The following is a 24,350-nucleotide window of genomic DNA, read 5'->3' as shown; positions in this document are numbered from 1 at the left end:
TCGCGCGTACCCTAAAGGGATGCCCGAGCAGCACCATCGCCCCGTGCGTCGTCCGACGAGTGCTTTCGACAACATCGTCGGCGCGCACGATCCCGCCGAGGAGACTCGTATCGCGCACGCCACGGCGTCCGCCCTCTTGACGCGCGTCCGTGCGGACGAGAGCGGTGCGAGTGCGGAACGCCTGGTGGCATTCACTGCCGAGCACGGCATCGACGAGATCGCCGAGCTCTGGTCGAAGGCGCCGTCGCGCACGCTGCCCGGCGCGCTGTGGCGTCTCTACGTCCTGCAGCTCGCGATCCATGGCGACCCGCACACGGCGGCTCTCCTGTACGACCGTGGGCGCGTTGAGCTGCCGTCTGCGGATGCGGTGATCGCCGGGGCGCCTGTGCCGGCGAGCCCCGACGAGTTGGTCGTGCTGATCGACACGATCCTGCGCGGGGCGTTCCGCGGTGACTTCGCCGTCGCGCTCGACCGTGCCGCGGCGTTCTGCCGGGTGCAGGCGTCAGGTGCGACTCACACCGCGGACGACTACGAGCCGACAGAGCCGGCTCGGGCCAGTGAGTTGACCACCCGGGCCCTTCGCCTCAGCAGCTACGGCCAGGATCTGGCGGCCGCTGCCGTGCTGTGGCGCACGGACGCCCTCGCCTGAGCCGATCTCAGCGCGCAGGATGCTCACGGCGTGAGGAACCCGGATACGAAAAGACCGGCCGGATATGAAAAGACCGGGCCGCAAGAACGCCTCTCGGCGGAAGGCCGCTCGCAGCGGCAAAAATTGGAGCCCGGGGTTATGCGGCCCGGCCATTCAATTGTAACGCGATGAGGCGATGGGTATTCCCGCCCTCTAGGCTCGGATCATGACCGGGCGCTTCGCACTCATGATCGATCCCGTTGCTGCCGACGTGCAGCGCTCCGACTTCGCGGACACGTTCACGCAGGTGGACGCCGCTGCGCCCGCGCTCAGCGTCGGGGAGCTGAGCACGCAGCGCGGTGACGGTGTTTTCGAATCCATCGGCGTGATCGATGGACATGCCCAGGAGGTGGTTCCGCACCTGGAGCGTCTCGCGCACTCCGCTCGGCTGTGCGACCTCCCGGTGCCGAATCTCGCGCAGTGGCGACAGGCGATCGATCATGCAGCGTCACAGCTCGGCGCGGGCGAGTCGGTCATCAAGCTCATCCTCAGCCGAGGAGTCGAGCACGGGCCCACTCCGACCGCGTGGGTGACCGCTGCGCCGGCGGCCGACTTCACCGCCGTGAGGGAGAACGGGGTGCGGGTGGTCACTCTCGACCGCGGGTACGACCTGGACGCCGCAGAGCGGGCTCCGTGGCTGCTGCTGGGAGCGAAGACGCTGTCGTATGCCGTGAACATGGCAGCGCTCCGTGAGGCGCATCGACGGGGAGCGGACGATGCGATCTTCCTCTCGAGCGACGGCTTCGTGCTCGAGGCCCCGACCGCCTCGCTGATCCTCCGATTCGGAGACCGCTTCCTGACACCGGCCCCGACCGGTGGCATCCTGCACGGGACGACACAGCTCAGCGTCTACGAGCATCTCGCCGCTCAGGGCTTCGAGACCGGCTACGACCGCATCCCCGCGACCGACCTCACGCGGGCTGATGCTGCGTGGCTCGTGTCTAGCGTGCGCCTCGCCACGGCCATCACCTCCGTCGACGGCACGCCTCTCCCGGTCGACCGCACCCTCACGGCCGCCCTGAACCGCTACCTTCTCTCTCCCCGCACCTGACCTCTCCGACCTACCGCGCGCTCACCACGCCGCCCCACCGTGCCCGCACGGCGACGCCAGAACGGAGACCACCCGTCCGCTGCACGGCGTGTCTGGGCGCGACGCGCCATCACCTTCGCAACTGGTCTCCGTTTTGGCAGGAGGACGGGGATGGCTGGGGGACGGGGTGGCTGGGGGGCGGGGTGGCTGGGGGCGGGGTGGCTGGGGGCGGGGTGGCTGGGCGGGGTGGTGGAGTCAGACCGCCGGCGCGAGGTGGGCTCCGCGTGCGACGGCGCCGCGGATCGCGGCCTCGACGAGATGCCACTCGTCGACGATCAGCTCATACGTGAAGCGCAGAGTCGTATACCCGGCAGCGGCAGCCGCGGCGTCACGCTTTAGGTCCTTGCTCCGCTCCTTCCCCCTGGCATGGTTCTCCCGGCCGTCGGCCTCGACGATCAGGAAGTCGCCGATGACGAGGTCGACCTCCCCGACACCGGAGACGTGAACCTGGGTCCTGACCGATATCCCGATCCGGTGCAGCCGAAGCCGGATGAGCGATTCGAGCCCGCTGTCCGCATCCGCACGAGCGAAGGCGACGAGCCAGCGCATCGACGTCGGAAGATGGCGTCGAAGCCAGATCAGCCCAGCGGGGGAGAGCAGTGATTGTCGCAAAGCCGATTCGAGCGCGGTGAAGAACGTGTCCTCGCCGCAGCACGCCGCGATCTGAAGGAGCGCATTCGGCACGGGAGCGGCTTCTCCGACGCGAACGTGGCCTTCATCCCAGTGCAGCACGCAGGCGTCGCACTGCGATCGTGGAGTCCCTGCAGCTCCCATCCAGATGTGATTCGTGGAAGGAAGCTCGAGCACCCAGAGCCCGTGCGCCGCTGCCGCTTGGGCACATCCGACCGTTCCTCCGTGAGACGCGGCATGGATCCAGGCCTCCGCAGTGTCGGGCAGCGCATAGACACCCTGACGCGGTCGCAGTACTTCACCGGAGTGCACCGCGCGCGAGAGCTCATCGCGGCTCACACCCCTCCTGCGAAGCTCCGATGTCCGTGCCATCCTCCCGAGCGCACCCAGCACAGAAGCGGCGCGCACGAAGGACATCGCCCGATACTGCCCTGAGCACGCCATCGGTCGAGGCCGAAACCGCACGAGCTATGGACAACTCCCTGCATTCCGGGCCGGTGCAGGCACAGTGCACCTCGACCCGGGTAAGCCGAAACCCAGACCATCCGACGGTGCGACGGCGTGTCAACAGCTGACACGCCGGCAGCCACTCGAGTGGTCTGGGTTTCGGAGGAACAGCCGCAGGGGAGGCAGGGGAGGGGAATCAGCAGTAGGGGAGAGCAGTGGGCTCAACCGAAGCGGCCGGAGACGTAGTCCTCGGTGGCCTGCACGGACGGAGTGGTGAAGATGCTCGTGGTGTCGTCGTACTCGATGAGCTTGCCGGGCTTGCCGGTACCGGCGATGTTGAAGAACGCCGTCTTGTCGGAGACTCGGGACGCCTGCTGCATGTTGTGCGTCACGATCACGATGGTGAACTCGTTCTTGAGCTCGCCGATCAGTTCCTCGATGGCGTAGGTCGAGATGGGGTCGAGCGCGGAGCAGGGCTCGTCCATCAACAGCACCTGCGGCGACACGGCGATCGCGCGCGCGATGCACAGACGCTGCTGCTGACCGCCGGACAGGCCGGAGCCGGGCTTGTCGAGGCGGTCCTTGACCTCGTTCCACAGGTTCGCACCCGTGAGCGACTTCTCGACGAGCGCATCCTGATCGCTCTTCGACATGCGGCTGTTGTTGAGCTTCACGCCGGCGAGGACGTTCTCCTTGATGGACATCGTGGGGAACGGGTTGGGGCGCTGGAAGACCATGCCGACCTGTCGACGCACCAGCACCGGGTCGATGCCGGGGCCGTAGAGGTCCTTGCCGTCGAGCAGCACCTCTCCCTCGACGCGGGCACCGGGGATGACCTCGTGCATGCGGTTGAGCGTGCGCAGGAAGGTGGACTTGCCGCAGCCGGAGGGGCCGATGAACGCGGTCACGCTGCGCGGCTGGATGTCGAGGGAGACACCCTCCACGGCGAGGAAGTCGCCGTAGTAGACGTTCAGGTCGTTGACTTCGATGCTCTTGGACACTGCAGTTCCTTGCTTTTCGGGTCGAGGCTCAGCGGCCGGTCTTGGGGGCGAAGATCTTCGCGACCAGCCGCGCGATCAGGTTGAGCAGCATGACGATGATGATGAGCGTCAGGGCGGCGGCCCATGCTCGTTCCACGTATGCCTCAGCGGGAATGCCCTGGTACGCGTACTGCGAATACGTGAACACCGGGAGGGTCTGCATGCGACCGCTGAACAGGTTGTAGTTCATGGCGTCGGTGAATCCGGCCGTGAGCAGCAGCGGCGCGGTCTCGCCGATCACGCGGGAGATGGCGAGCATCACACCCGTCGTGATGCCGGCGATCGACGTCGGCAGGACCACCTTGACGATCGTGAGCCACTTCGGCACGCCGAGCGCGTAAGACGCCTCGCGCAGCTCGTTCGGCACCAGCCGCAGCATCTCCTCGGTGGAGCGCACGACGACCGGGATCATGAGCACGGCCAGGGCGACCGAGCCCGCGATACCCATACGCACACCGGGCCCGAAGATCAGCGCGAACACCGCGTAGGCGAAGAGACCAGCGACGATCGAGGGGATACCCGTCATGACGTCGACGAGGAACGTGATGGTGCGTGCCATCCGTCCGCCCTTGCCGTACTCGACCAGATAGACGGCCGTCATGAGGCCGATGGGGATCGAGATGATCGCAGCAGCCAGCGTGACGAGCAGCGTGCCGATCACCGCGTGCAGGGCGCCGCCTCCCTCGCCGAGCACACCACGCATCGACGAGGAGAAGAAGAGTCCGTCGAAGCGGGCGACGCCGTTGGCGACCACGGTGATCGCCACCGAGACCAGCGGGACCATCGCGATCGCGAACGCCGAGGTGACGATGCCGGTGATCAGACGGTCGAGCGCCTTCCTGGAACCCTCGACGATGCGCGACATCACGTAGATGAGCACGAGGTAGATCACAGCGCCGAGCACGACGGAGCCGGCGATGTTGAGGTCGGATCCGCTGGCGACGGCCTCGAGGGCGAACGGCGTGAATCCGATCAGGAGCGAGACGGCGAGCAGGGCCCAGGGCGCCCAGCGGGGGAGGTGTCCCGAGCTGAGCGAGAGCTGGGAGGGGGCCGCGCTGGCCGTGCGAGCGGACTCGGGGGCGGTAACGGTCATGTCAGTTCGCTCCCGAGAATTCCTTGCGGCGGTTCACGAACCAGCGTGCGAGAGCGTTCACCGCGAACGTCACGACGAACAGGATCAGACCGGTCGCGATGAGGATGTTGATGTTGACCTGGTACGCCTCCGGGAACGTCAGCGCGATGTTGGCGGCGATCGTGGAGGGGTTGGTGGAGGTGAGCAGTTCGAACGTGACCGCCTTGCTCACCGAGAGCACCATCGCGACGGCCATGGTCTCACCGAGCGCGCGGCCGAGGCCGAGCATCGAGGCGGACACGATTCCGGAGCGGCCGAAGGGGAGGACAGCCATCCGCACCATCTCCCAGCGGGTGGCTCCCAGGGCGAGGGCTGCCTCCTCGTGGAGGCGAGGGGTCTGCAGGAAGATCTCGCGGCAGATGGCCGTGATGATCGGGACGACCATGACCGCGAGCACCATGGCGGCGGTGAGGATCGTGCGGCCCGTGGGCGAGACCACACCGTCGAAGAAGGGGATCCAGGAGGCGTTGGTGTTCAACCAGACGTAGATGGGCTGAACCGCCGGAGCGAGGACCAGGATTCCCCAGAGGCCGAACACGACCGAGGGGACGGCGGCCAGCAGATCGACCACGTAGCCGAGCCCTTGGGCGAGGCGGCGCGGGGCGTAGTGCGTGATGAAGAGCGCGACCCCGAGCGAGAGGGGGACTGCCAGCAGAAGGGCGAGGAAAGCCGCCCACACGGTCCCGAACAGGAGTGGGCCGACGTAGTCCCAGAAGTTGGTCTTGAGGAGCGAGGCGTCTTCGGCCGTCGCGGTGAAGGCGGGGATCGACTGAACGATGAGGAAGATCGCGACCGCGGCCAGCGTGATCATGATCATGGATCCGGCGGCGACCGCCGTTCCGGAGAACCAGAGGTCACCGGCGCGTTTCTTCGCGACGATGCGCGTCGACGCCGGCGAGGTCGTGGCTGTCATGGGAGCTGCTTCCTGCTCAGTGGAGATCGGGTGTCTGACGCGAGCAGACGGTCTCCGGGATGCCGCGGGGCATCCCGGAGACCGTCACCAGCTCACTTGATGAGGTCGATCGCAGCCTGTGCCTGCGTGCGCAGGTCGTCCGAGATCGGGGCGCTGCCGGCGTTGGTCGCGGCGGCTTCCTGGCCTTCGGCGCTGATCGCGGTCGTGAAGAACGCCTTGGTCAGTGCGGCGACGTTCTCGTCCTCGTACTCGGCGCAGCCGATGAGGTAGCTGACGAGGAGAACCGGGTAGGCGCCTTCGGCGGTGGTGGTGCGGTCGATCGCGAAGGCGAGGTCGCCGTCGGTGCGGCCTTCCTCGATCTTCGAGGCGTCGAGCGTCGCTGCGGCGCCCTCGGCCGAGTGCGGCACGAACTCGTCGCCGACCTTGACGTTGACCGACGAGAAGTCCGCCGCCTGCGAGGAGTCGATGTAGCCGATGAGGCCCTGACCGCCCTTGACGGCGTTGGCGACGCCCGAGGTCTTCTCCGCGGACTCGCCGGCGAGGTCGGCCGGCCACTCCTCGACGCTGCCTGCGGTCCACACGTCACCCGCGGTCTGCGCGAGGTAGTCGGTGAAGTTGCCCGTGGTGCCCGACTTGTCGGAGCGGTGCACGGGGGTGATCGCGAGGTCGGGGAGCTTCGCGTCGGGGTTGTCCTTGGCGATCGCCGGGTCGTTCCAGTTGGTGATCTTGCCGGCGAAGATCGACGCGATGGTCGTCGGGTCGAGGTTCAGCTCGTCGACCCCGTCGAGGGAGAAGACGATGGCGATCGGCGACACGTAGGCCGGGATCTCGACGAGGTCGGAGCCGTCGACGCAGGCGCCGAAGCCGCCGGCCGAGATCTCGTCGGTCTTGAACGCACGGTCGGAACCGGCGAAGTTGACCGCGCCCTGCTGGAAGGACTCGCGTCCACCACCGGAGCCCTGCGGGTCGTACTCGACCTGGGCGTCGGGGTTGGTCTTCTGGAACTCCGCGGTCCAGGCCTGGATGGCGACCTGCTGCGAGGAGGCGCCGGCGCCGACGAGCGAGCCGCTGACCGCTGCGCTGTCGGAGGTGGGAGCGTCGGTGGAACCGGTGCCTGCTTCGTTCGCGGCACAGCCGGCGAGTGCGAGAGCGGCGACGGCGCCAATGGCGCCGATTCGTGCGATTCGGGAGATCTTCACTGTGGATCCTTCGATCTGGAATGGGTGGGGCCCGGTGCAGGGCACACAGTGACGCTATGGGCGACGGTTAACGAGACTCTCCCGAGCAGGTGAACGGCAGGTGAACGGCGGGCGACTCTCTGGGGGTCTCCCGCGGGATTCCGGGCCTGGGCCGTTGAGCCTGTCGAAGCGTCAGACCTTGGGGACGTGCGTCTCGATCGCGATGATCCCGGATCCGGGGTTGGTCGCAGAGAGATGCACGACCGAGAACGCCGCCGGTTCGAGGTCCGACGCACTGCTGAGATACGACCCTTGGATGGTGCCGGTCGCCAGCGCGATCTCCGAGAGCAGGCCCGGCAGCACGGGGCCGTGACTGCACACCACGGCCGGCTTGCCTGCGCGGATCCGGCGGCCGACGATGGAACGCAGATCGGAGTCTCCGTCCTCCCAGGCGTCCTGGCTGATCTTCTCGGTCTTCACGATCTTGCGATCCAGCGCGCGCGCGAGCGGAGTGACCGTCTCGACGCAGCGCACCGCATCGCTCGACACGATCCGGCGCACGCCGAAGGCACGAAGCGGTCCGACGATCGACTTGGCCTGCTTCCGTCCGCGGTCGGTCAGGGGGCGGGAGGCATCGGATCCGTCCCACTCCGAGCGGGCAGTGGCCTTCGCATGGCGCAGCGCGATCACCGGGAACGTGCGCAGCACACCGTCGTCGACGAGCTTGGCGAAGAAGTCCAGGATCTCGAGATCGACCGGGTAGCTCAGGCGTGCGCGGGCCTTCTTCACGCTGACCCACTCGAGCGCGGCGATCTCCCGGTTCGGCACGAAGGTCGATTCGCGGATGGCCACGTCCGTCGCCTCCGCGGCCCAGTAGTGCACGACCTTCTGCTTCTGCGAGGCGAGCAGGTACCGGCTCACGCCGACCGAGACGCCCAGCGACACCCGGATGCCGGTCTCCTCGTGCACCTCGCGGACGGCGGTCTCGGCGAGCATCTCGCCGGGGTCGACCTTCCCCTTGGGCAGCGTGACGTCACGGTACTTGGTGCGGTGGATCAGCAGGATGCGCAGCTTGCCGTCGACCAGACGCCACACGACGGCGCCCGCCGCGTACACCGCCTTGTCCGTCCACTTCGCACTCGTCGTCGTGTCGGCCGGGAGCTGCAGCTGCCGGCCGCTCATCGAACCGCCCGAGCCCGACGGCGCCGCTGGATCAACCCCATGGTCTTATCCTGCAGGTCGATCAGAGGCTTGCCGTCCGCATCCGTGGCGTGGCGCGTCCAGACTCCCTCAGGGCCGAGGTGCCACGACGAGGTGCCGTCGTCCATCGCCAGGTCGAAGAACGTGCTGAGCTCCTTGAGGTGGGCGGGGTCGGTGACGCGCACGAGGGCCTCGACACGACGGTCCAGGTTGCGGTGCATCATGTCGGCGCTGCCGATGTAGACCTGCGGGTCGCCGCCGTTCTCGAAGGCGAAGATACGCGAGTGCTCCAGGTAACGCCCGAGGATGCTGCGAACCGTGATGTTGTCGCTGATGCCGTCGAGGTCGGTGCGGAGACTGCAGATGCCGCGCACCCAGACGTCGACCTTCACTCCTGCCGCGCTCGCCCGGTATAGAGCGTCGATGATCTCCTCGTCGACCATCGAGTTCACCTTGATGCGGATGTGCGCGGGGATGCCGGCCTCGGCGTTCTTGCGCTCCGCGTCGATCTGACGCACGAGCCCCTTGCGCAGGTGCAGAGGGGCGACCAGCAGGCGCTTGAACTTCTTCTCGATCGCGTAGCCGCTGAGTTCGTTGAACAGACGCGTCAGGTCTTTTCCGACCTGCGCATCCGCGGTGAACAGTCCGAAGTCCTCGTAGATGCGGCTGGTCTTCGGGTTGTAGTTGCCGGTGCCGACATGCGAGTAGTGCTGGAGCTTGCCGTCTTCCTCGCGGATCACGAGGGCGAGCTTGCAGTGCGTCTTGAGTCCGACCAGGCCGTACACCACGTGCACGCCGGCCTTCTCCAGCTTGCGGGCCCAGACGATGTTGTTCGCCTCATCGAATCGCGCCTTCACCTCGACGAGAGCGAGCACCTGCTTGCCCGCCTCGGCCGCGTCGATGAGCGCCTGCACGACGGGGCTGTCTCCGGAGGTGCGGTACAGCGTCTGCTTGATGGCGAGCACGTGCGGGTCGCGGGCGGCCTGCTCGAGGAACGCCTGCACGCTGGTGGTGAAGGACTCGTACGGGTGGTGGACGAGCACGTCGGACTTGCGGATCGCTTTGAAGATGTCGGCCCGGGTGCTCGATCCCGCGGGCTGGAAGGCGACGGCGGTGGTGGGCAGGTGCGGCGGGTACCGCAGGTCGGGGCGGTCGATCCGCGACAGGTCGAAGAGTCCGCGCAGATCGAGCGGCCCTGGAAGGCGATAGACCTCGAGGTCGGTGATGTCGAGTTCCCGGACCAGCAGGTCCATGGTCACGTCGTCCATGTCGTCGGTGATCTCGAGCCGGATCGGAGGCCCGAACCGACGACGCAGCAGCTCGGCTTCGAGCGCCTGGATCAGGTTCTCGCTCTCGTCCTCCTCGATCTCCACGTCTTCGTTGCGGGTGAGACGGAACGCGTGATGGTCGAGCACCTCCATGCCGGGGAAGAGGTCGCCGAGATGGTTGGCGATGAGCTCTTCGAGCCGCAGGAAGCGCTTGATCTCGCCGCCGCCCGGTACCTCGACGAAGCGGGGGAGCATGGGCGGCACCTTGAGACGCGCGAACTCCTGGCGCCCCGTGCGGGCGTTGCGGATGCGGATCGCGAGATTCAGCGACAGACCGGAGATGTACGGGAACGGGTGGGCAGGATCCACGGCGAGGGGCATCAGCACCGGGAAGACCTGTGCGGAGAAGTACTCGGAGAGCGCCGTGCGCTCGTCGTCGGTCAGCTCCGACCAATCGGCGATCTCGATTCCGGATTCGGCGAGAGCGGGTCGCACCAGCGACGTCCATGCGTCGGCGTGGCGCAGCTGCAGCGCGTGTGCCTCGCGCGAGATGTCGGCGAGGGCGTCGACGGGGGAGCGGCCGATGTTGGTGGGCACGGCGAGGCCGGTCATGATGCGTCGCTTGAGGCCAGCGACGCGCACCATGAAGAACTCGTCGAGGTTGCTCGCGAAGATCGCCAGGAAGTTGGCCCGCTCCAGTTCGGGGAGCGACGGATCCTCGGCGAGCTCCAGCACGCGCTGGTTGAAGGCGAGCCAGCTCAGCTCGCGATCCAGGTAGCGGTGGTCGGGGAGCTGGGCGTCGTAGGACTCGATGGCGTCGAAGTCGTCGTCTTCGGCATCACCCAGCCCGGCGTCGGCGAGTGCGGGATCGATCATGGGGTACATCTAAGCACCGAGAAGTGACGCGCGTGTGAACGGAGTCGCCTCACCCCGCGCTGGCCAGACCTTCGTCTTCGTTGACGTTGAAGCGGTAGCCGACGTTGCGCACCGTTCCGATGATCTGCTCCTGATCGCCGAGCTTCGCCCTCAGTCGTCGCACGTGCACATCGACGGTGCGGGTGCCCCCGAAGTAGTCGTAACCCCAGACCTCGCTCAGCAGCTGCTCCCTGGTGAAGACGCGAGCCGGGTGGGTCGCCAGGAAATGCAGCAGCTGGAACTCCTTGTAGGTGAGGTCCAGAGGTCTGCCGCGCAGCTTCGCCGAGTAGGACTGCTCGTCGATGGTCACGCCGGATGCCTGCACGCGTGCGGGTTCGGCGACCTCGTCGCGTCGTGCCAGCACGAGACGCAGCCTGGCATCGATCTCCGCCGGACCCGCGGTGGAGAGGAGCACGTCATCGATGCCCCAGTCGCCGGAGAGGGCGCTCATCCCGCCCTCCGTGACGACGAGCAGCAGCGGGGAGTCCTGTCCTGCCGTCCGCAGCAGACGGCACAGCGACTTCGCCCCGACGAGGTCGTGACGGCCGTCGACGATCACGACATCATGATCGGGCGCACTGATCAATTGCGAGGGCTCTGCGGGGATCTGGCGCGTGCGGTGGCTCAACAGCTCGAGCGCGGGGAGCACCTGCTCGGAAAGCGGAGCGTTGGTCAGAACCAGGACCTGGGCCACACGCACTCCTCACAGACGCGGATCGACGTCGTGCCGCCATGATACCGGGAGCGATAGGTCACAATGGAGACATGACGGATCCCGCACTCGCACCGCGCAACGCGTTCGTCGGTGTGCTCGTCGTCTGGGCCACGGCCTTCCTCGCGACCGTCGTCATCGGCATCTTCGTGCCGGAGGAGTGGCGTGTGCCGTGGCTCCTCGTCGGCTTCGGCGGCGTCGTGCTCCTGTCGTTCGCCGTGCAGCTCTGGTACGGGCGCACTCAGGGCTTCATCTTCCGGGTGGCCGGCAGCGTGATCGGCGCTCTGCTGCTGATGGGGATCATCTCGGTCGGGTTCGGCCTCGCAGCGCTGATCCCGACCTGATTCCCGCCTGATCCCCGCCGGACGTCGGCGCGGCGCGGTAAGGTGGAGCACATGGACCTCATGGCGCTCGAAATCTTCTTCATCGGCCTGCTGGGCCTTGCGAGCCTCGCTATCGTCTTCGTCTCGGCGGTGGTGCTGCGCAACCTCTTCCGCGGCCAGCGCTGACTCGACGATGCTCGAGCTTCCCGTCGACCTTCCGGCCGATCTCGTCCCCTTCGCGTGGCTGATCGGCGTCTGGGAAGGCACCGGCGTCATCGACTATCCGGTCGGCGACGAGCGTCTGCAGGGAGAGTTCACGCACCGGGTCAGCTTCAGCCATGACGGCGGTCCTTTCCTGAACTACTCCGGAACGGCCACCCTTCTGACCGAGGAGGGTGCTCCCGCGGCCGCACTGCTCGCCGAGACCGGATTCTGGCGACTCGCGCGTCCGGCGGCAGCGGCTGATCCCGGCCCCGCGCTGTTGCCTCCCACCGCGCCGGCCGTGACCCGCACAGTCGACGACGTGGAGGAGTTGCGCGCTCCGAGCGGCGGATTCCCGATCGAGGTCTCTCTCGCACACGCCGACGGTGCCCTCGAGCTCTACATCGGCGAGATCAACGGGCCGCGCATCGACATCGGCTCCGACGCCGTCGTGCGCAGCGCCGGCGCGAAGGTCCACACCGCTTCTTCCCGCATGTACGGCCTCGTCGACGGTCATCTGCTGTGGGCGTGGGACATCGCCGCCCTCGGCACGCCTTTGCGCTCGCATGCATCGGCCCGGTTGGCCAAGGTCTGACGTGTCCGCCTTCCACCAGGTCGACGGTGCGGTCTCCGACGGTGAGGTCATCACTCATTTCGGTGATGCCTTCCGCGAGCAGCGGCGTCTCGCCGACGGCGCGGCCCTTGCGCCGCTCGGGGATCGCACGGTCATCGAGGTGGCGGGTCCCGAGCGCCTCACCTGGCTCGACTCGATCACCTCGCAGTCGGTGGGACGTCTCGCGCCAGGAGACAGCACGGAGCTGCTGATCCTCGACCCGCAGGGTCGCGTCGAGCACGCCGCCGGAATCCTCGACGACGGCTCATCGGCGTGGTTGATCGCCGACAGCGGCGATGCGGAAGCGCTCGCCGCCTGGCTGACGCGCATGAAGTTCCGTACGCAGGCGACGGTCGAGGTGCGCTCCGACCTCGAGCTGGTCGGCTACATCGACGGCAGGACCGTCGGAGCGAGAATCACCGCTGCCGCGTTCGCCCCGAACGGCGTCGCCCTCGTCTGGGCAGACCCGTGGCAGCGCATCAGCGTCGGAGGTCATCAGTACGCGGAGGTCGCAGAGCATCCTGCCGCCGATTTCGCCTGGCGGGTGGCCGTCGTCACGGAGGAATCCGCTCGTGCTCTCGCCGGTTCCCTCGATCGGGAAGCCCTCGCAGGAACTCTTGCGGCCGAGGCGCTGCGGGTCGCGGCGTGGCGTCCTCGGTGGACGACCGAGGTGGACGAGCGCTCGCTGCCCCACGAGTCCGACTGGATCCGCAGCGCGGTCCACCTGAACAAGGGCTGCTACCGCGGCCAGGAGACCGTCGCCAAGGTGCACAACCTCGGGCATCCGCCTCGACGGCTGGCCGCACTCCACCTCGATGGCAGCGATGCCGTCCTGCCGGAGCCCGGTGCGCCGGTCTTCGCGGGCGATGACGAGGTCGGCCACCTGACCTCCGTGGCCCGGCACCACGAAGACGGCCCGATCGCGCTCGCGATCCTCTCCCGGCGTGCACCCGTCGGCGACCTCGTCGTGCGTGCGGAGGGCATCGACATCGCTGCGTCCCAGCAGGTGATCGTCCCGGCGGATGCCGGTTCCGTGGCCGACATCCCGCGCCTCCCACGGCTGTCGCGACGACCGGCGGCGCCCGACCCGCGCGACGCACGCGACGCTGGCTGAGCCGACGTCGCCGGCCCGGAGTCAGTCCGCGCGCGGAGCGACGGCCGCCCATGGCAGTGTGAGCTCGCCCAGACGCCAGCGCGTGCGCCCACCGATCACGGGCCAACCCTGATCACGCAGTGAACCGACCGCGGCGAGGAAACGCTGCGTCGCCCCGAAGGTCGACAACGGCGCGGCGCGGTCCCATTCGCGATCGAGGTCGACCAGGAGGGCATGGATGCGTTCGCCGGTGACGTTGCGGTGGATCAGTGCCTTGGGCAGGCGTTCGGCGACGATGCTCGGGTGCTCGAGGTCCGCGAGCCGGAGCGAGAGCGTGAACCGCAGCGGGGTCGCCTGTGCATCGATGTCGATCCAGCTCGAGACGCGGCCGATCTCGTCGCAGGTGCCCTCGAACAGCAGGCCACCGGGCGCCAGCCGGGCGGCCATCCGTGACCAGGCGCCGGGGACATCCTGCTCGTCGTACTGGCGCAGCACGTTCATCGCGCGGATCACGGCTGCTCTGCGCCCATCGGGAAGCGGAACCTCGAAACCGCCGCGCGCGAACGTCACCGGAAGGTCGGACGCGAAGGAGGTCCGGCCCGCGCGCACCTCGTCGAGCTGCGCATCGGCCGTCGCGACGCGGGCGGGGTCGATCTCCAGTCCGCGCACCTCCACGTCGTCACGCACCCGGACCAGGCGCGTGGCGAGCTCGAAGGCCGTGACCCCGCTGGCGCCGTAGCCGAGGTCGACGACCAACGGGTCGGATGCTCGGCGCAGCGCCTCACTCGCGGCGATCCAGCGGTCGTTTCGCCGAAGGCGGTTCGTCCCCGTGGTGCCGCGGGTCGGCCGACCGAGGGGAGATGACGCCATGTCTCCATCCTCCCAGCATCCGACTCGGGTCCTCAGCCCCGGACGGATAAACTGACGGCATGACTGCGACGCGCACCCTCATCCTGCTCCGCCACGGCCGGAGCGAGTGGAACGAACTGAACCTGTTCACCGGTTGGGTGGACGTCCGCCTCAATGCGCAGGGCGAGAAGGAGGCACGCCGCGGCGGCGAGCTGCTGGCGGAGTCCGGCATCCTCCCCGACGTGCTGCACACCTCGCTGCTGAGCCGTGCCATCCAGACGGCGAACATCGCCCTGGATGCCGCCGACCGTCTGTGGATCCCGGTGACCCGCTCCTGGCGCCTGAACGAGCGTCACTATGGCGCGCTGCAGGGCAAGGACAAGGCACAGACGCTGGAAGAGTTCGGCCCGGAGCAGTTCCAGCTGTGGCGTCGTTCGTTCGACGTGCCGCCGCCCGTGCTCGACGACGAGAGCGAGTTCAGCCAGGTGAACGACGTCCGTTACGCGCACATCGACGGCGAGGTGCCGCGCACCGAGTCGCTCAAGCTCGTCATCGACCGCCTGCTGCCCTACTGGGAGAGCGCGATTGTCCCCGACCTCGAAGCCGGCAAGACGGTGCTCGTGACGGCGCACGGCAACTCGCTGCGTGGTCTCGTCAAGCACCTCGAGGGCATCAGCGACGACGACATCGCCGAGCTGAACATCCCGACCGGCATCCCGCTGGTGTACGAGCTGGACGAGAACAACGTCCCCACCAGCCCCGGCCGCTACCTCGACCCCGAGGCCGCCGCCGCCGGTGCAGCCGCCGTCGCGGCGCAGGGCAAGAAGTAGAAGCCCTCTGCGGATACGACGGAGCCCCCGATGCGATGGCATCGGGGGCTCCGTCGTATCCGCGAGTGGGTGTCAGGCGTGGCCGAACTCCTGCTGACCGAGCTCCTGCTGCTCGACGGCGAGCGGGATGTCGTGTTCCTCGACCGCCCAGTCGCCCGTGGCGAGGTAGACGACCTTCTTCGCGACGGCCACCGCGTGGTCGGCGAAGCGCTCGTGGTACCGGCTGGCGAGCGTGGCATCGACGGTGGCCGTGGCCTCGCCCTTCCAGTTGTCGCTGAGCACCTTCTCGAAGACGGTGGCGTGCAGCTCATCGACGTCGTCATCGGCGTTGCGGATGGCGTCGGCGAAACGCAGGTCCTGCGTGCGCAGCAGTTCGGACAGGGTGCGGGCCACCTCGACGTCGAGCTCGCCCATCTTCACGAACGTGCCCTTGAGGCCCTTCGGAATGGCGCGCTCGGGGAAGCGGAGGCGGGCGAGCTGGGCGATGTGCTCCGACATGTCGCCCATGCGCTCGAGCGAGGCGCTCACGCGTAATGCAGTGACGACGATGCGGAGGTCGCGGGCGACCGGCTGCTGGCGCGCGAGGATCTCGATGGCCTGCTCGTCGAGGGCCACGGCCAGCTCGTCGATCTTCGCGTCGTCGGCGATGACCTCTTCGGCCAGAGCCACGTCGCTCGTCGCGAACGCCCTGGTGGCCTTGTCGATGGACACCGTGACGAGGTCGGCGATCTCGACGAGGCGGTTCTGCAGGTCCTCGAGGGACTGGTGGAAGACTTCGCGCATGTTGGGGCGCAACCTTTCATTCGGATCTCGGCTGGATCAGCGCGAGGCGGCGGGTCGTCCGCACGAGAGCAGGTCTGTGCTCCCGCACAGGCCCGAAGCGATTGTCTGCTTCGAAGGTTAACGAACGGTGCCCAGCACGTGAATAGTACTTCTCCTGTTCCCGCCAGGGCGCGGAAACCCGCCGGACGGACGGTGAACGCACTCTACGCTGGAGTCATGACCCTGCCGCAGCTCGCGCTGTCTTCGCTCGCCATCGGGCTCGTGATCGGCGTCGGCCTATCGCTCCTCGTGGTGTGGGCGTACCGAGCGCGGGCTCGAGTGCAGGAGGAGACGTCGCTGGCGATCCCCGCCGGCATCACCGACGTCCTGCACAGCATGGACGATGCGGCGGCGATCGTCGACGCCTCCGGTCTGGTGCTGGCCGCATCGCAGGCCGCGACGCGCTTCGGGATCGATGTCGGCTCGACTCTCGACAACCCGGAGCTCCGGCAGCTCGTCCGCGGCGTCAGAGAGGCCGGCGGCTCCGTCACCGAGTCGATGCGCATCACGCGCGGCGGGGTGAGCCTCGACCCCCGCCTGGTCTCGGCTCGGGCCAGCGTGATCGGCAGCCGCCTCGTCCTGCTGATCATCCGTGATGTCACGGAGCAGGAACGACTGGACCAGATGCGTCGCGACTTCGTGGCGAACACGAGCCACGAACTGAAGACGCCGGTCGGTGCGGTGAGCCTGCTCGCCGAGGCGATCGAGTCGGCGGCCGACGATCCCTCCCAGGTGCGCATCTTCGCCGCGCGCATCTCGGCGGAGGCGGGTCGTCTCGGTCAGCTCACCGGTCGCATCATGAGCCTGTCCCGGCTCCAGGCCGAGGACGGGCTGTCCACGGTGGGGCCGGTCGCGATCGACGAGGTGATCGCCTCCTCCATCGAGGCCCATGTCGTGCAGGCCGATTCCGCCGGTGTGGAACTCGCCAGGGGTGGAGACCGTGGTGTCTGGGTGCGCGGCGATGCGCAGATCCTGATCGAGGCGGTCGGCAACCTGATCGCCAACGCCATCGTCTACTCGCCGCGCGGCTCCCGAGTGGGCGTGGGCGTACGGGCGGAAGACGGTGTGGTCGAGATCGCGGTGTCGGATCAGGGCATCGGCATCGCGGAAGCAGATCGCGAGCGCATCTTCGAGCGGTTCTATCGGGCCGACGAAGCCCGATCGCGGCGCACGGGCGGCACGGGCCTCGGCCTGTCCATCGTCAAGCACGCCACCCAGCGTCACGGTGGCGAAGTGCGGCTGTGGTCCCGTCCCGGTCGCGGGTCCACGTTCACGATCCGGCTTCCTCGGATCGATGCCCCAGACAATCGCGACGCGGGCAAGAAGAACAAGAAGAAGCGCGCGCGCAAGGCGGCCAAGAACGCCGCGTCCGCCCGCGTGCGAAACGGAGAGAGAGCATGACCCGAATCCTTCTCGTCGAAGACGAGCCCGACCTCGCCGACCCGCTCGCCTACCTGCTCCGACGCGAGGGGTACGAGGTGGAGATCGCGGAGGACGGCCCCGGCGCACTCGCGGCCTTCCGGGAGCGCGGAGCCGACATCGTGCTGCTCGACCTGATGCTGCCGGGGATGCCGGGCACCGAGGTGTGTCGGCAGATCCGCTCGACCTCTGCTGTGCCGATCATCATGCTCACCGCCAAGGACTCCGAGGTCGACATCGTCGTCGGCCTCGAACTCGGAGCGGACGACTACATCACGAAGCCCTACTCGTCCCGGGAGCTGCTCGCCAGGATGCGGGCGGTGCTGCGCCGGGTGGTCCAGGCGGACGGTGAACTGGACGAGCGTGTGCTGGACGGTGGACGTGTGTCTCTCGACATCGACAGACACACCGTCTCCGTGGCAGGTGCGCAGATCAACATCCCGCTGAAGGAGTTCGAGCTGCTCGAGGTGCTGATGCGCAACTCGGGACGCGTCCTGACCAGGGGGCAGCTCATCGACCGCGTGTGGGGGAGCGACTACTTCGGCGACACCAAGACGCTGGACGTGCACATCAAGCGCATCCGCTCGCGCATCGAGGAGAACCCGAGCGAGCCCGTCATGCTCGTCACGGTGCGTGGTCTGGGGTACCGCTTCGAGGGCTGAGCGTCCGATCGGTGGCGCATGCTGCCGGTGAGACGCAGAAGAGGCCGGTACCCCGAGGGGTGCCGGCCTCTTCTCGCTGCGTGCGGCGTCAGTTCGAGGGCGCCGGGGCTGCCGTATCGGTCGGCAGCGGGGTCGGCGACGATGTGGGTGCCTTCTCGCTGGGGACCAGATCCGAGTAGTAGGGGAGGGTGCCGTCGAGCACCGGCACCTGGGTCTTGACTCCGGTGGAATCTCCCGACTGGAAGTGGATCTCGACGGTAGCGCCGGGCTTGGTGTCGAGGCCCACGATGCGCACCGGGTCGGCGTCAGAGCCGAGGCTCACGGTGTCGTTCGCCGGGACCGTGATGGCGAAGGGGTCGACACCCTCGACGGTGACGGTGAGCGTGGCCTTCTCGTCGGTCGGGTTCACGATCGCGGCGACGAAGTTGCCGACCGAACCGTCCTCCGTGGCGACCACGAGGGCGTTGCGCACGTCGATGGGCCCGTCTTCGTCGGAGACGTTCACTCCGTCGGAGGCGGCGTACTCGGTCTTGGTGGACTGCGGGGTGATGAACGTGCACCCGGTCGCACCGAGCAGAACGAGGGCGCTGAGGGCTGCAGACGCAACAAGGCGCGATTTCACGGGTCCTCCTGAGGTCCGGCGGGGATATCCGGAACCATTCTATGCGTAAGTCGTGAGGGCTCCTGCGGCCCTGGGGGCGCGAACCTTAGCGCATGTCCCCTGTGGTATCCTTGAGGTTGCCGAAAGGACACGTTTTTATGCTTTTTGAGGTTGGCGAGACCGTCGTCTATCCCCACCATGGCGCTGCGACCATCATCGAGGTCAAGGAGCGCATCATCAAGGGTGAGGCGAAGAAATACCTGAAGCTCAACGTCACCCAGGGAGATCTCATCATCGAGGTCCCCGCGGAGAATGTCGACCTGGTCGGCGTTCGCGACGTGATCGGCAAGGAGGGCCTCGATCATGTTTTCGAGGTGCTGCGAGCACCCTTCACAGAAGAGCCCACGAACTGGTCGCGCCGGTACAAGGCGAACCTCGAGAAGCTCGCCTCCGGCGATGTGATCAAGGTCAGCGAGGTCGTGCGCGACCTGTGGCGCCGTGACCAGGACCGCGGTCTGTCCGCGGGTGAGAAGCGGATGCTGGCGAAGGCTCGCCAGATCCTCATCTCGGAGCTGGCGCTCGCCGAGAAGACCGACGAGGACAAGGCGGGCGCACTGCTCGACGAGGTTCTCGCTTCCTGAGCTCTTCCACGACGAAAGGCGGGTGCTTCGGCACCCGCCTTTCGTCGTCTCGGCCGGTAACGTGAAGCCGTGACCATCCTTCCCGTTCCACGCACAGCGATCATCGTCGTGGCCGCAGGCTCCGGCACCCGACTGGGGGCGAGCGCCCCGAAGGCCTTCGTCGGCGTCGACTCCCGTTCCGTGCTCCACCATGCCCTCGACGGGGTGTTCGCCGCCGCGCCGGCCCAGGTCGTCGTGGTCGCCCCCGCAGGCTGGGAGGGCGACGCCGAGACCGAGCTGCGCGAAGCGGCGGGGGAGCGCGCCGACTTGGGGCGCGTGGTCACCGGCGGCGCGACCAGGCAGCAGTCGGTGGCCGCGGGTCTGAGCGCGCTCTGGGGCGACATCGAGACGGTGCTGGTGCATGACGCCGCACGTGCGCTCACCCCTCCCTCACAGATCGATGCCGTCGCAGCGGCTGTGACCGCAGAGGTCGGCGTGATTCCGACGCTGCCCGTCGTCGACACGCTCAAGAGGGTCGTCGATGGAGCCGTGGCGGCCGCCGTCGACCGTTCCGAGCTCGCAGCGGCGCAGACGCCACAGGGCTTTCCGCGGGCAGCGCTGGAGGCCGCCTACGCCGCCGCGCGTGAGAGCGGGGTCGAGTACACCGACGATGCGGCGCTGTTCGCGGCGACAGGCCGCCCCGTGCGGCACATCGACGGCTCCGAACGCGCGTTCAAGATCACCACGCCGGCCGACCTCGAGCGCGCGAGACACCTTCTGGGCTCGCACAACGCAGGCGCCGGCATCCCGCGGGTGGGCATCGGCACGGACGTTCACGCCTTCGGCGGCGAGGGCGACCTCTGGCTCGCCGGTCTGGAGTGGCCAGGGGAGCAACCTCTGTCCGGCCATTCGGATGGAGACGCGGTCGCCCATGCCATCGTCGATGCGCTCCTGGGAGCGGCGGGCCTCGGCGACATCGGCGAGCACTTCGGCACCGCCCATCCCGAGTATGCGGGGGCCCATGCCGAGGTCTTCCTGGCCCGCACGCGCGAGCTGCTCCGGGAAGCCGGCTTCGCGGTCGGGAACGTCTCGGTCCAGTTCCAGGGGAACCGTCCGAAGTTCAGCCCTCGACGGTCCGAAGCCCAGGAGCTCCTCAGTGGGATCCTCGGCGCTCCGGTGTCCGTGACAGCCACCACGACTGACGGGCTGGGATTCGCCGGGCGGGCGGAGGGCATCGCGGTCACCGCGATCGCGACGGTCTTCCCGCTCTGACTCGGCGGGGGAATGCGCGGTCCGTGCGGATCGTTTCCTGTCGACGAGACCATCACAGAAGGAGCCGCAGTGAAGATCCTCATCATCGGAGCCAGTGGGAATGTCGGACGGGCGGCAGTCGGAGCGCTCGAAGGGCACGACATCGTGGCCGCCTCGCGGAGCGGTGATCCGTCGGTCGACGTGACGGACCCGACATCCATCGAGCGGCTCTTCGACGATGTGGGCCACGTGGATGCGGTCATCGCCGCTGTCGGCAGCGTCCCGTTCGCACCGCTGGCCGAGCTCGGGCGTGACGACTTCGAATCCGCGCTCCGTGGCAAGGTGCTGTCCCAGCTCGACATCGTCCGCATCGGTACGCGGTTCGTGCGTGACGGCGGCTCCTTCACCCTCACCTCCGGCATCCTGGCCCGCGAGCCGATCGCCACGGGTGCCGCGGCCTCGCTCGCGAACGGAGCGATCGAGGCGTTCGTGCTGGGCGCAGCAGCCGAGCTCCCGCGTGCGATCCGCATCAACGCCGTCAGCCCCTCAGTGCTCGAGGACGCGCCTTCCTACCATTCGTCGTTCCCCGGGTTCGTCCCGGTGTCCTCGTACCGGGTCGGCATGGCGTACGCGAAGAGCGTCCTCGGCGTGCAGACGGGGCAGATCTTCCCCGTGGACTGAGTTCGCCCGTCATGGATGACGCATTCGCACGCGCCCAGGCTCAGGAACGACGCTCCCGGTAAGCTTGAGCGGTGACAGTCCGCCTCTACGACACCCGCGCGCAGCAGTTGCGCGACTTCGTGCCTCTCGATCCTGAGAACATCACGATGTACGTGTGCGGACCCACCGTGCAGTCGGGCCCGCACATCGGGCACGTCAGAGCGGCCCTCAGCTTCGATCTCCTGCGGCGCTGGCTCGAGTACCGCCACGGTCGCGTGACGTTCGTCCGCAACGTGACGGACATCGATGACAAGGTGCTCGCCAACGCGACCGAGTCCGAGCCGTGGTGGGCGCTGGCCTACCGGATGGAGCGCGAGTTCACCGCTGCCTATGCGGGCGTGGGGATCCTCCCGCCGACCTACGAGCCCCGAGCCACGGCGTCGGTTCCGCAGATGCAGGAGCTCATCGCGCTGCTGATCGAGCGCGGCCACGCCTACCCTGCGCCGGACGGATCGGGGGACGTCTACTTCGACGTGCGCTCCTGGTCCGACTACGGCTCGCTCACCCATCAGTCGCTGGACGCGATGGAAGCGGCGGAGGACGCGGATCCCCGAGGCAAGCGGAATCCGCAGGACTTCGCGCTCTGGAAGGGGAGCAAGCCCGAGGAGCCGTCCGATGCGACCTGGGCATCGCCCTGGGGGACCGGCCGTCCCGGATGGCACATCGAATGCTCCGCGATGTCGAAGCGTTATCTCGGCGCGGAGTTCGACATCCACGGCGGCGGGCTCGATCTGCGTTTCCCCCATCACGAGAACGAGCTCGCGCAGTCGACCGCAGCAGGAGACGGCTTCGCCCGCTATTGGGTGCATAACGGCCTCGTGACCGTCGACGGACAGAAGATGTCGAAGTCGCTCGGCAACTTCACGTTGGCCGCAGACGTCCTCGCCGCGCACGACCCGCTGGTGGTGCGCTACGCGCTCGCTTCGGCGCACTATCGGTCGAGTCTCGACCTCACGGAGTCGTCGTGGGCGGAGGCGGAGGCTGCGCTCGGTCGCATCGCGACGTTCCAGCAGCGTGCGGCACGCGTTGCCGAAGGGGGCATCGGATTCTTCGTGTCGCAGAGTCTTCCCGAGGCCTTCGCGGCCGCGATGGATGATGATCTCGGGGTTCCGGAGGCGCTGGCTGTGCTGCACGAGACGGTGCGCGCGGGCAACTCGGCGCTCGATGCGGGGGAGACGGAAGCCGCGCTGCACGCTCTTCGGGCCGTGCTGGCGATGACCTCCGTCCTCGGTCTCACCACCTCATCCGGCGCCAGGACTCACGCGTCGGAGTCTGTGCTGGACGCTCTCGTCCAGACGATGATCACCCAGCGCGCACAGGCACGCGCTGACAAGGACTGGGCGGCGGCCGATCGCATCCGAGATGCGATCGCCGCCGCAGGAATCACGCTGGAGGACACTCCGGCCGGAACTCATTGGAGTATCGATGGCTAAGCCAGGGCGCCCCGGCGCGAGCAAGGGAAACAAGAAGGGCCCGACCAAGGGCACCGGCGGACTCGGGCGCAAGGCGCTCGAGGGTCGCGGACCGACGCCGAAGGCGGAGGACCGCGCCTGGCACCCGGCGGGCAAGCGCAAGGCTGCGGCCGAGCGGTACGCCGCGGCGACCGGGGGCAAGGGGCGGCCGGGCGGCGGACGTCCCGGGGCTGGCGGCGGGAACCGCGCGTCCAAGGCCAAGGCAGGAGACGACACCGAGATCGTCACGGGTCGCAACTCGGTGCTCGAGGCACTGCGGGCGAAGATCCCGGCGACGGCCTTCTACATCGCGCAGCGCGTGGAGATGGACGACCGTGTGAAGGAGATGCTCTCGATCGCGACCCACCGCGGCATCCCCGTGCTCGAGGTCACGCGTCCCGAGCTCGACCGGATGGCCGGCTTCGACGGCGTGCACCAGGGCGTCGCGATCAAGGTGCCCCCGTACGAGTATGCGCACCCCCAGGATCTGCTCGAGCAGGTCATCGACCAGGGCCACGTGCCGCTGTTCGTGGCGCTCGACGGCATCACCGACCCCCGCAACCTCGGCGCGATCATCCGCTCCACGGCGGCGTTCGGTGGCCATGGCGTCATCCTTCCTCAGCGTCGCTCGGCGAGCGTCAACTCCGCGGCCTGGAAGACCAGCGCCGGAGCGGTCGCCCGCACCCCGGTGGCTCTCGCGAGCAACCTCACCACGCAGCTCAAGGAGTTCAAGAAGCAGGGTGTCTTCGTGCTCGGGCTCGACGGTGACGGCGACGTGTCGCTTCCGGAACTGCAGCTGGCCGATCGCCCCGTCGTGATCGTGGTCGGCTCCGAGGGCAAGGGGCTGTCCCGTCTCGTCTCCGAGACCTGCGACCAGATCGTCTCGATTCCGATCTCCGCGGCCACCGAGTCGCTGAACGCCGGCATCGCGACGTCCGTCGCGCTGTACCAGGTCGCGTCGCTCCGCGCCGCGAAGTGATTCCATCGCCACATACGTCTGACTAGGGGAGAACCGCATGGCTCGCATCGTCGTCCTCGGAGGAACCGGCTACGCCGGCCGTCACATCGTTGCCGAGGCGGTGTCGCGCGGTCATGCGGTCATCGCCCTGTCGCGCTCGGAACCGACGGATCCCGTCGCCGGCGCTGCGTATCTGCAGGGCACGGCGCTGGACCTCGACTCGTTGGCCCCGGCGCTCGACGGAGCGGATGCGGTGGTGTCCGCGCTGTCTCCTCGCGGCGACATGGAGAACAGGGTCCTGGAGGCGTTGAGCGGGCTCGCCGATCGACTCACCGGGACGGAGACGCGCCTGGGCGTGATCGGCGGTGCTGGGGGCAGTCTCGTCGCTCCCGGTGGGCCGCGTCTGTTCGATCAGGATTTCCCCGAGGAGTACAAGCACGAGGCGCAGGTCGGCATCGACTCGCTCGCACTGCTCGAAGCCACCGATCCGCGTCTGGACTGGTTCTTCGTGCACCCCGCCGAGGTTTTCGGTCCGTGGGCAGAGGGCGAGCGCACCGGACACTACCGTGACGGCGGCGATGTGATCGTCCGCGACGACGAGGGCAAGTCGTTCATCTCGGGGGCCGACTTCGCGGTCGCGGTGGTCGATGAGATCGAGCAGGGCAACCACCATCGCGAGCGGTTCACTGTCGGCTACTGAGTCGCGGCCCCGACGCCTCGGAGC

Annotated in this window: 25 protein-coding genes; 14 read left to right on the top strand and 11 right to left on the bottom strand. The window is 68.1% G+C overall.

The window, feature by feature from the left end; translation table 11 throughout:
• Positions 1-19: 19 nt before the first annotated feature.
• Both ABRP18_RS13315 and ABRP18_RS13310 read left to right on the top strand, forming a co-directional pair.
• Positions 20-649, top strand: a complete 630-nt coding sequence (locus ABRP18_RS13315; protein ID WP_046746474.1) for a hypothetical protein — start codon at positions 20-22, stop codon at positions 647-649.
• Positions 650-854: 205 nt separating this feature from the next.
• Positions 855-1,739, top strand: coding sequence for an aminodeoxychorismate lyase (locus ABRP18_RS13310; protein ID WP_113680764.1), 885 nt, complete (start codon positions 855-857; stop codon positions 1,737-1,739).
• Positions 1,740-1,973: 234 nt separating this feature from the next.
• Here the strand turns inward: ABRP18_RS13310 and ABRP18_RS13305 are convergent, their stop codons facing one another.
• From ABRP18_RS13305 to ABRP18_RS13270, 8 genes are all read right to left on the bottom strand, one after another.
• Entirely contained in the window at positions 1,974-2,780 is an 807-nt protein-coding gene (locus tag ABRP18_RS13305; RefSeq protein WP_349885361.1) for a type IV toxin-antitoxin system AbiEi family antitoxin domain-containing protein, read from the bottom strand.
• A gap of 296 nt (positions 2,781-3,076) precedes the next feature.
• The gene (gene pstB / locus ABRP18_RS13300) at positions 3,077-3,856 is read right to left on the bottom strand and encodes a phosphate ABC transporter ATP-binding protein PstB (RefSeq protein WP_017828973.1); all 780 of its coding nucleotides are present in this window, start codon (positions 3,854-3,856) and stop codon (positions 3,077-3,079) included.
• Between the two features lie 28 nt (positions 3,857-3,884).
• On the bottom strand, positions 3,885-4,988 hold the full coding sequence (gene pstA, locus ABRP18_RS13295) for a phosphate ABC transporter permease PstA (RefSeq protein ID WP_058633071.1): 1,104 nt from the start codon (positions 4,986-4,988) through the stop codon (positions 3,885-3,887).
• Position 4,989: 1 nt separating this feature from the next.
• Entirely contained in the window at positions 4,990-5,940 is a 951-nt protein-coding gene (gene pstC, locus ABRP18_RS13290; RefSeq protein ID WP_021199103.1) for a phosphate ABC transporter permease subunit PstC, read from the bottom strand.
• Between the two features lie 92 nt (positions 5,941-6,032).
• The gene (gene pstS / locus ABRP18_RS13285) at positions 6,033-7,139 is read right to left on the bottom strand and encodes a phosphate ABC transporter substrate-binding protein PstS (protein WP_058633070.1); all 1,107 of its coding nucleotides are present in this window, start codon (positions 7,137-7,139) and stop codon (positions 6,033-6,035) included.
• Positions 7,140-7,310: 171 nt separating this feature from the next.
• Complete coding sequence (locus ABRP18_RS13280) at positions 7,311-8,300, bottom strand: NUDIX domain-containing protein (protein WP_349884811.1); 990 nt, start codon at positions 8,298-8,300, stop codon at positions 7,311-7,313.
• Positions 8,297-10,462, bottom strand: a complete 2,166-nt coding sequence (locus ABRP18_RS13275; protein ID WP_046746479.1) for an RNA degradosome polyphosphate kinase — start codon at positions 10,460-10,462, stop codon at positions 8,297-8,299. The genes ABRP18_RS13280 and ABRP18_RS13275 overlap by 4 nt, the downstream gene beginning before the upstream one ends.
• Before the next feature lie 49 nt (positions 10,463-10,511).
• Entirely contained in the window at positions 10,512-11,195 is a 684-nt protein-coding gene (locus tag ABRP18_RS13270) for a response regulator transcription factor (RefSeq protein ID WP_046746480.1), read from the bottom strand.
• A 71-nt stretch (positions 11,196-11,266) separates the two neighbouring features.
• Between ABRP18_RS13270 and ABRP18_RS13265 the strand changes: the two genes are divergently transcribed.
• The 3 genes from ABRP18_RS13265 (at position 11,267) to ABRP18_RS13255 (ending at position 13,464) form a co-directional block, all read left to right on the top strand.
• A complete protein-coding gene (locus tag ABRP18_RS13265) occupies positions 11,267-11,557 on the top strand; it encodes a hypothetical protein (RefSeq protein ID WP_046746481.1) in 291 nt (96 codons plus the stop codon).
• Positions 11,558-11,729: 172 nt separating this feature from the next.
• The gene (locus tag ABRP18_RS13260; RefSeq protein ID WP_058630984.1) at positions 11,730-12,332 is read left to right on the top strand and encodes an FABP family protein; all 603 of its coding nucleotides are present in this window, start codon (positions 11,730-11,732) and stop codon (positions 12,330-12,332) included.
• A gap of 1 nt (position 12,333) precedes the next feature.
• The gene (locus tag ABRP18_RS13255) at positions 12,334-13,464 is read left to right on the top strand and encodes a folate-binding protein (RefSeq protein ID WP_349884810.1); all 1,131 of its coding nucleotides are present in this window, start codon (positions 12,334-12,336) and stop codon (positions 13,462-13,464) included.
• A gap of 21 nt (positions 13,465-13,485) precedes the next feature.
• On the opposite strand, the gene ABRP18_RS13250 is transcribed toward ABRP18_RS13255, so the two are convergent.
• On the bottom strand, positions 13,486-14,313 hold the full coding sequence (locus ABRP18_RS13250) for a class I SAM-dependent methyltransferase (RefSeq protein ID WP_349884809.1): 828 nt from the start codon (positions 14,311-14,313) through the stop codon (positions 13,486-13,488).
• 59 nt (positions 14,314-14,372) lie between these two features.
• Between ABRP18_RS13250 and ABRP18_RS13245 the strand changes: the two genes are divergently transcribed.
• Positions 14,373-15,122: a phosphoglyceromutase gene (locus ABRP18_RS13245; protein ID WP_349884808.1), complete on the top strand. Its 750-nt coding sequence runs from the start codon at positions 14,373-14,375 to the stop codon at positions 15,120-15,122.
• 72 nt (positions 15,123-15,194) lie between these two features.
• On the opposite strand, the gene phoU is transcribed toward ABRP18_RS13245, so the two are convergent.
• Positions 15,195-15,905 (bottom strand): phosphate signaling complex protein PhoU, encoded by a 711-nt coding sequence (phoU, locus tag ABRP18_RS13240; RefSeq protein WP_046746522.1) that lies wholly within the window; start codon positions 15,903-15,905, stop codon positions 15,195-15,197.
• A gap of 216 nt (positions 15,906-16,121) precedes the next feature.
• Between phoU and ABRP18_RS13235 the strand changes: the two genes are divergently transcribed.
• Both ABRP18_RS13235 and ABRP18_RS13230 read left to right on the top strand, forming a co-directional pair.
• On the top strand, positions 16,122-17,345 hold the full coding sequence (locus tag ABRP18_RS13235) for a cell wall metabolism sensor histidine kinase WalK (RefSeq protein WP_046746523.1): 1,224 nt from the start codon (positions 16,122-16,124) through the stop codon (positions 17,343-17,345).
• A complete protein-coding gene (locus ABRP18_RS13230; protein ID WP_349884807.1) occupies positions 17,342-18,025 on the top strand; it encodes a response regulator transcription factor in 684 nt (227 codons plus the stop codon). Before ABRP18_RS13235 ends, ABRP18_RS13230 begins: the two co-directional genes overlap by 4 nt.
• An 88-nt stretch (positions 18,026-18,113) precedes the next feature.
• Here ABRP18_RS13230 and ABRP18_RS13225 read toward each other — a convergent pair whose 3' ends face one another.
• On the bottom strand, positions 18,114-18,647 hold the full coding sequence (locus ABRP18_RS13225; RefSeq protein ID WP_046746524.1) for a restriction endonuclease subunit M: 534 nt from the start codon (positions 18,645-18,647) through the stop codon (positions 18,114-18,116).
• A 137-nt stretch (positions 18,648-18,784) separates the two neighbouring features.
• Between ABRP18_RS13225 and ABRP18_RS13220 the strand changes: the two genes are divergently transcribed.
• The 6 genes from ABRP18_RS13220 (at position 18,785) to ABRP18_RS13195 (ending at position 24,326) form a co-directional block, all read left to right on the top strand.
• Complete coding sequence (locus ABRP18_RS13220) at positions 18,785-19,267, top strand: CarD family transcriptional regulator (RefSeq protein WP_017201416.1); 483 nt, start codon at positions 18,785-18,787, stop codon at positions 19,265-19,267.
• Between the two features lie 69 nt (positions 19,268-19,336).
• Complete coding sequence (gene ispD / locus ABRP18_RS13215) at positions 19,337-20,518, top strand: 2-C-methyl-D-erythritol 4-phosphate cytidylyltransferase (protein WP_349884806.1); 1,182 nt, start codon at positions 19,337-19,339, stop codon at positions 20,516-20,518.
• A 69-nt stretch (positions 20,519-20,587) separates the two neighbouring features.
• A complete protein-coding gene (locus ABRP18_RS13210; RefSeq protein ID WP_113681572.1) occupies positions 20,588-21,178 on the top strand; it encodes a short chain dehydrogenase in 591 nt (196 codons plus the stop codon).
• Positions 21,179-21,249: 71 nt separating this feature from the next.
• Positions 21,250-22,650, top strand: coding sequence for a cysteine--tRNA ligase (gene cysS, locus ABRP18_RS13205; RefSeq protein ID WP_349884805.1), 1,401 nt, complete (start codon positions 21,250-21,252; stop codon positions 22,648-22,650).
• Positions 22,643-23,647 (top strand): 23S rRNA (guanosine(2251)-2'-O)-methyltransferase RlmB, encoded by a 1,005-nt coding sequence (rlmB, locus tag ABRP18_RS13200; RefSeq protein ID WP_058630990.1) that lies wholly within the window; start codon positions 22,643-22,645, stop codon positions 23,645-23,647. Before cysS ends, rlmB begins: the two co-directional genes overlap by 8 nt.
• Before the next feature lie 37 nt (positions 23,648-23,684).
• Positions 23,685-24,326: an NAD(P)-dependent oxidoreductase gene (locus ABRP18_RS13195; RefSeq protein WP_046746529.1), complete on the top strand. Its 642-nt coding sequence runs from the start codon at positions 23,685-23,687 to the stop codon at positions 24,324-24,326.
• The last annotated feature ends 24 nt before the right edge of the window (positions 24,327-24,350 follow it).

It is taken from the genome of Microbacterium sp. WHRI 7836 (genome assembly GCF_040223885.2).
Taxonomy (GTDB): Bacteria; Actinomycetota; Actinomycetes; order Actinomycetales; family Microbacteriaceae; genus Microbacterium; species Microbacterium oxydans.
This window is presented reverse-complemented; position numbering and strand designations above follow the sequence as displayed.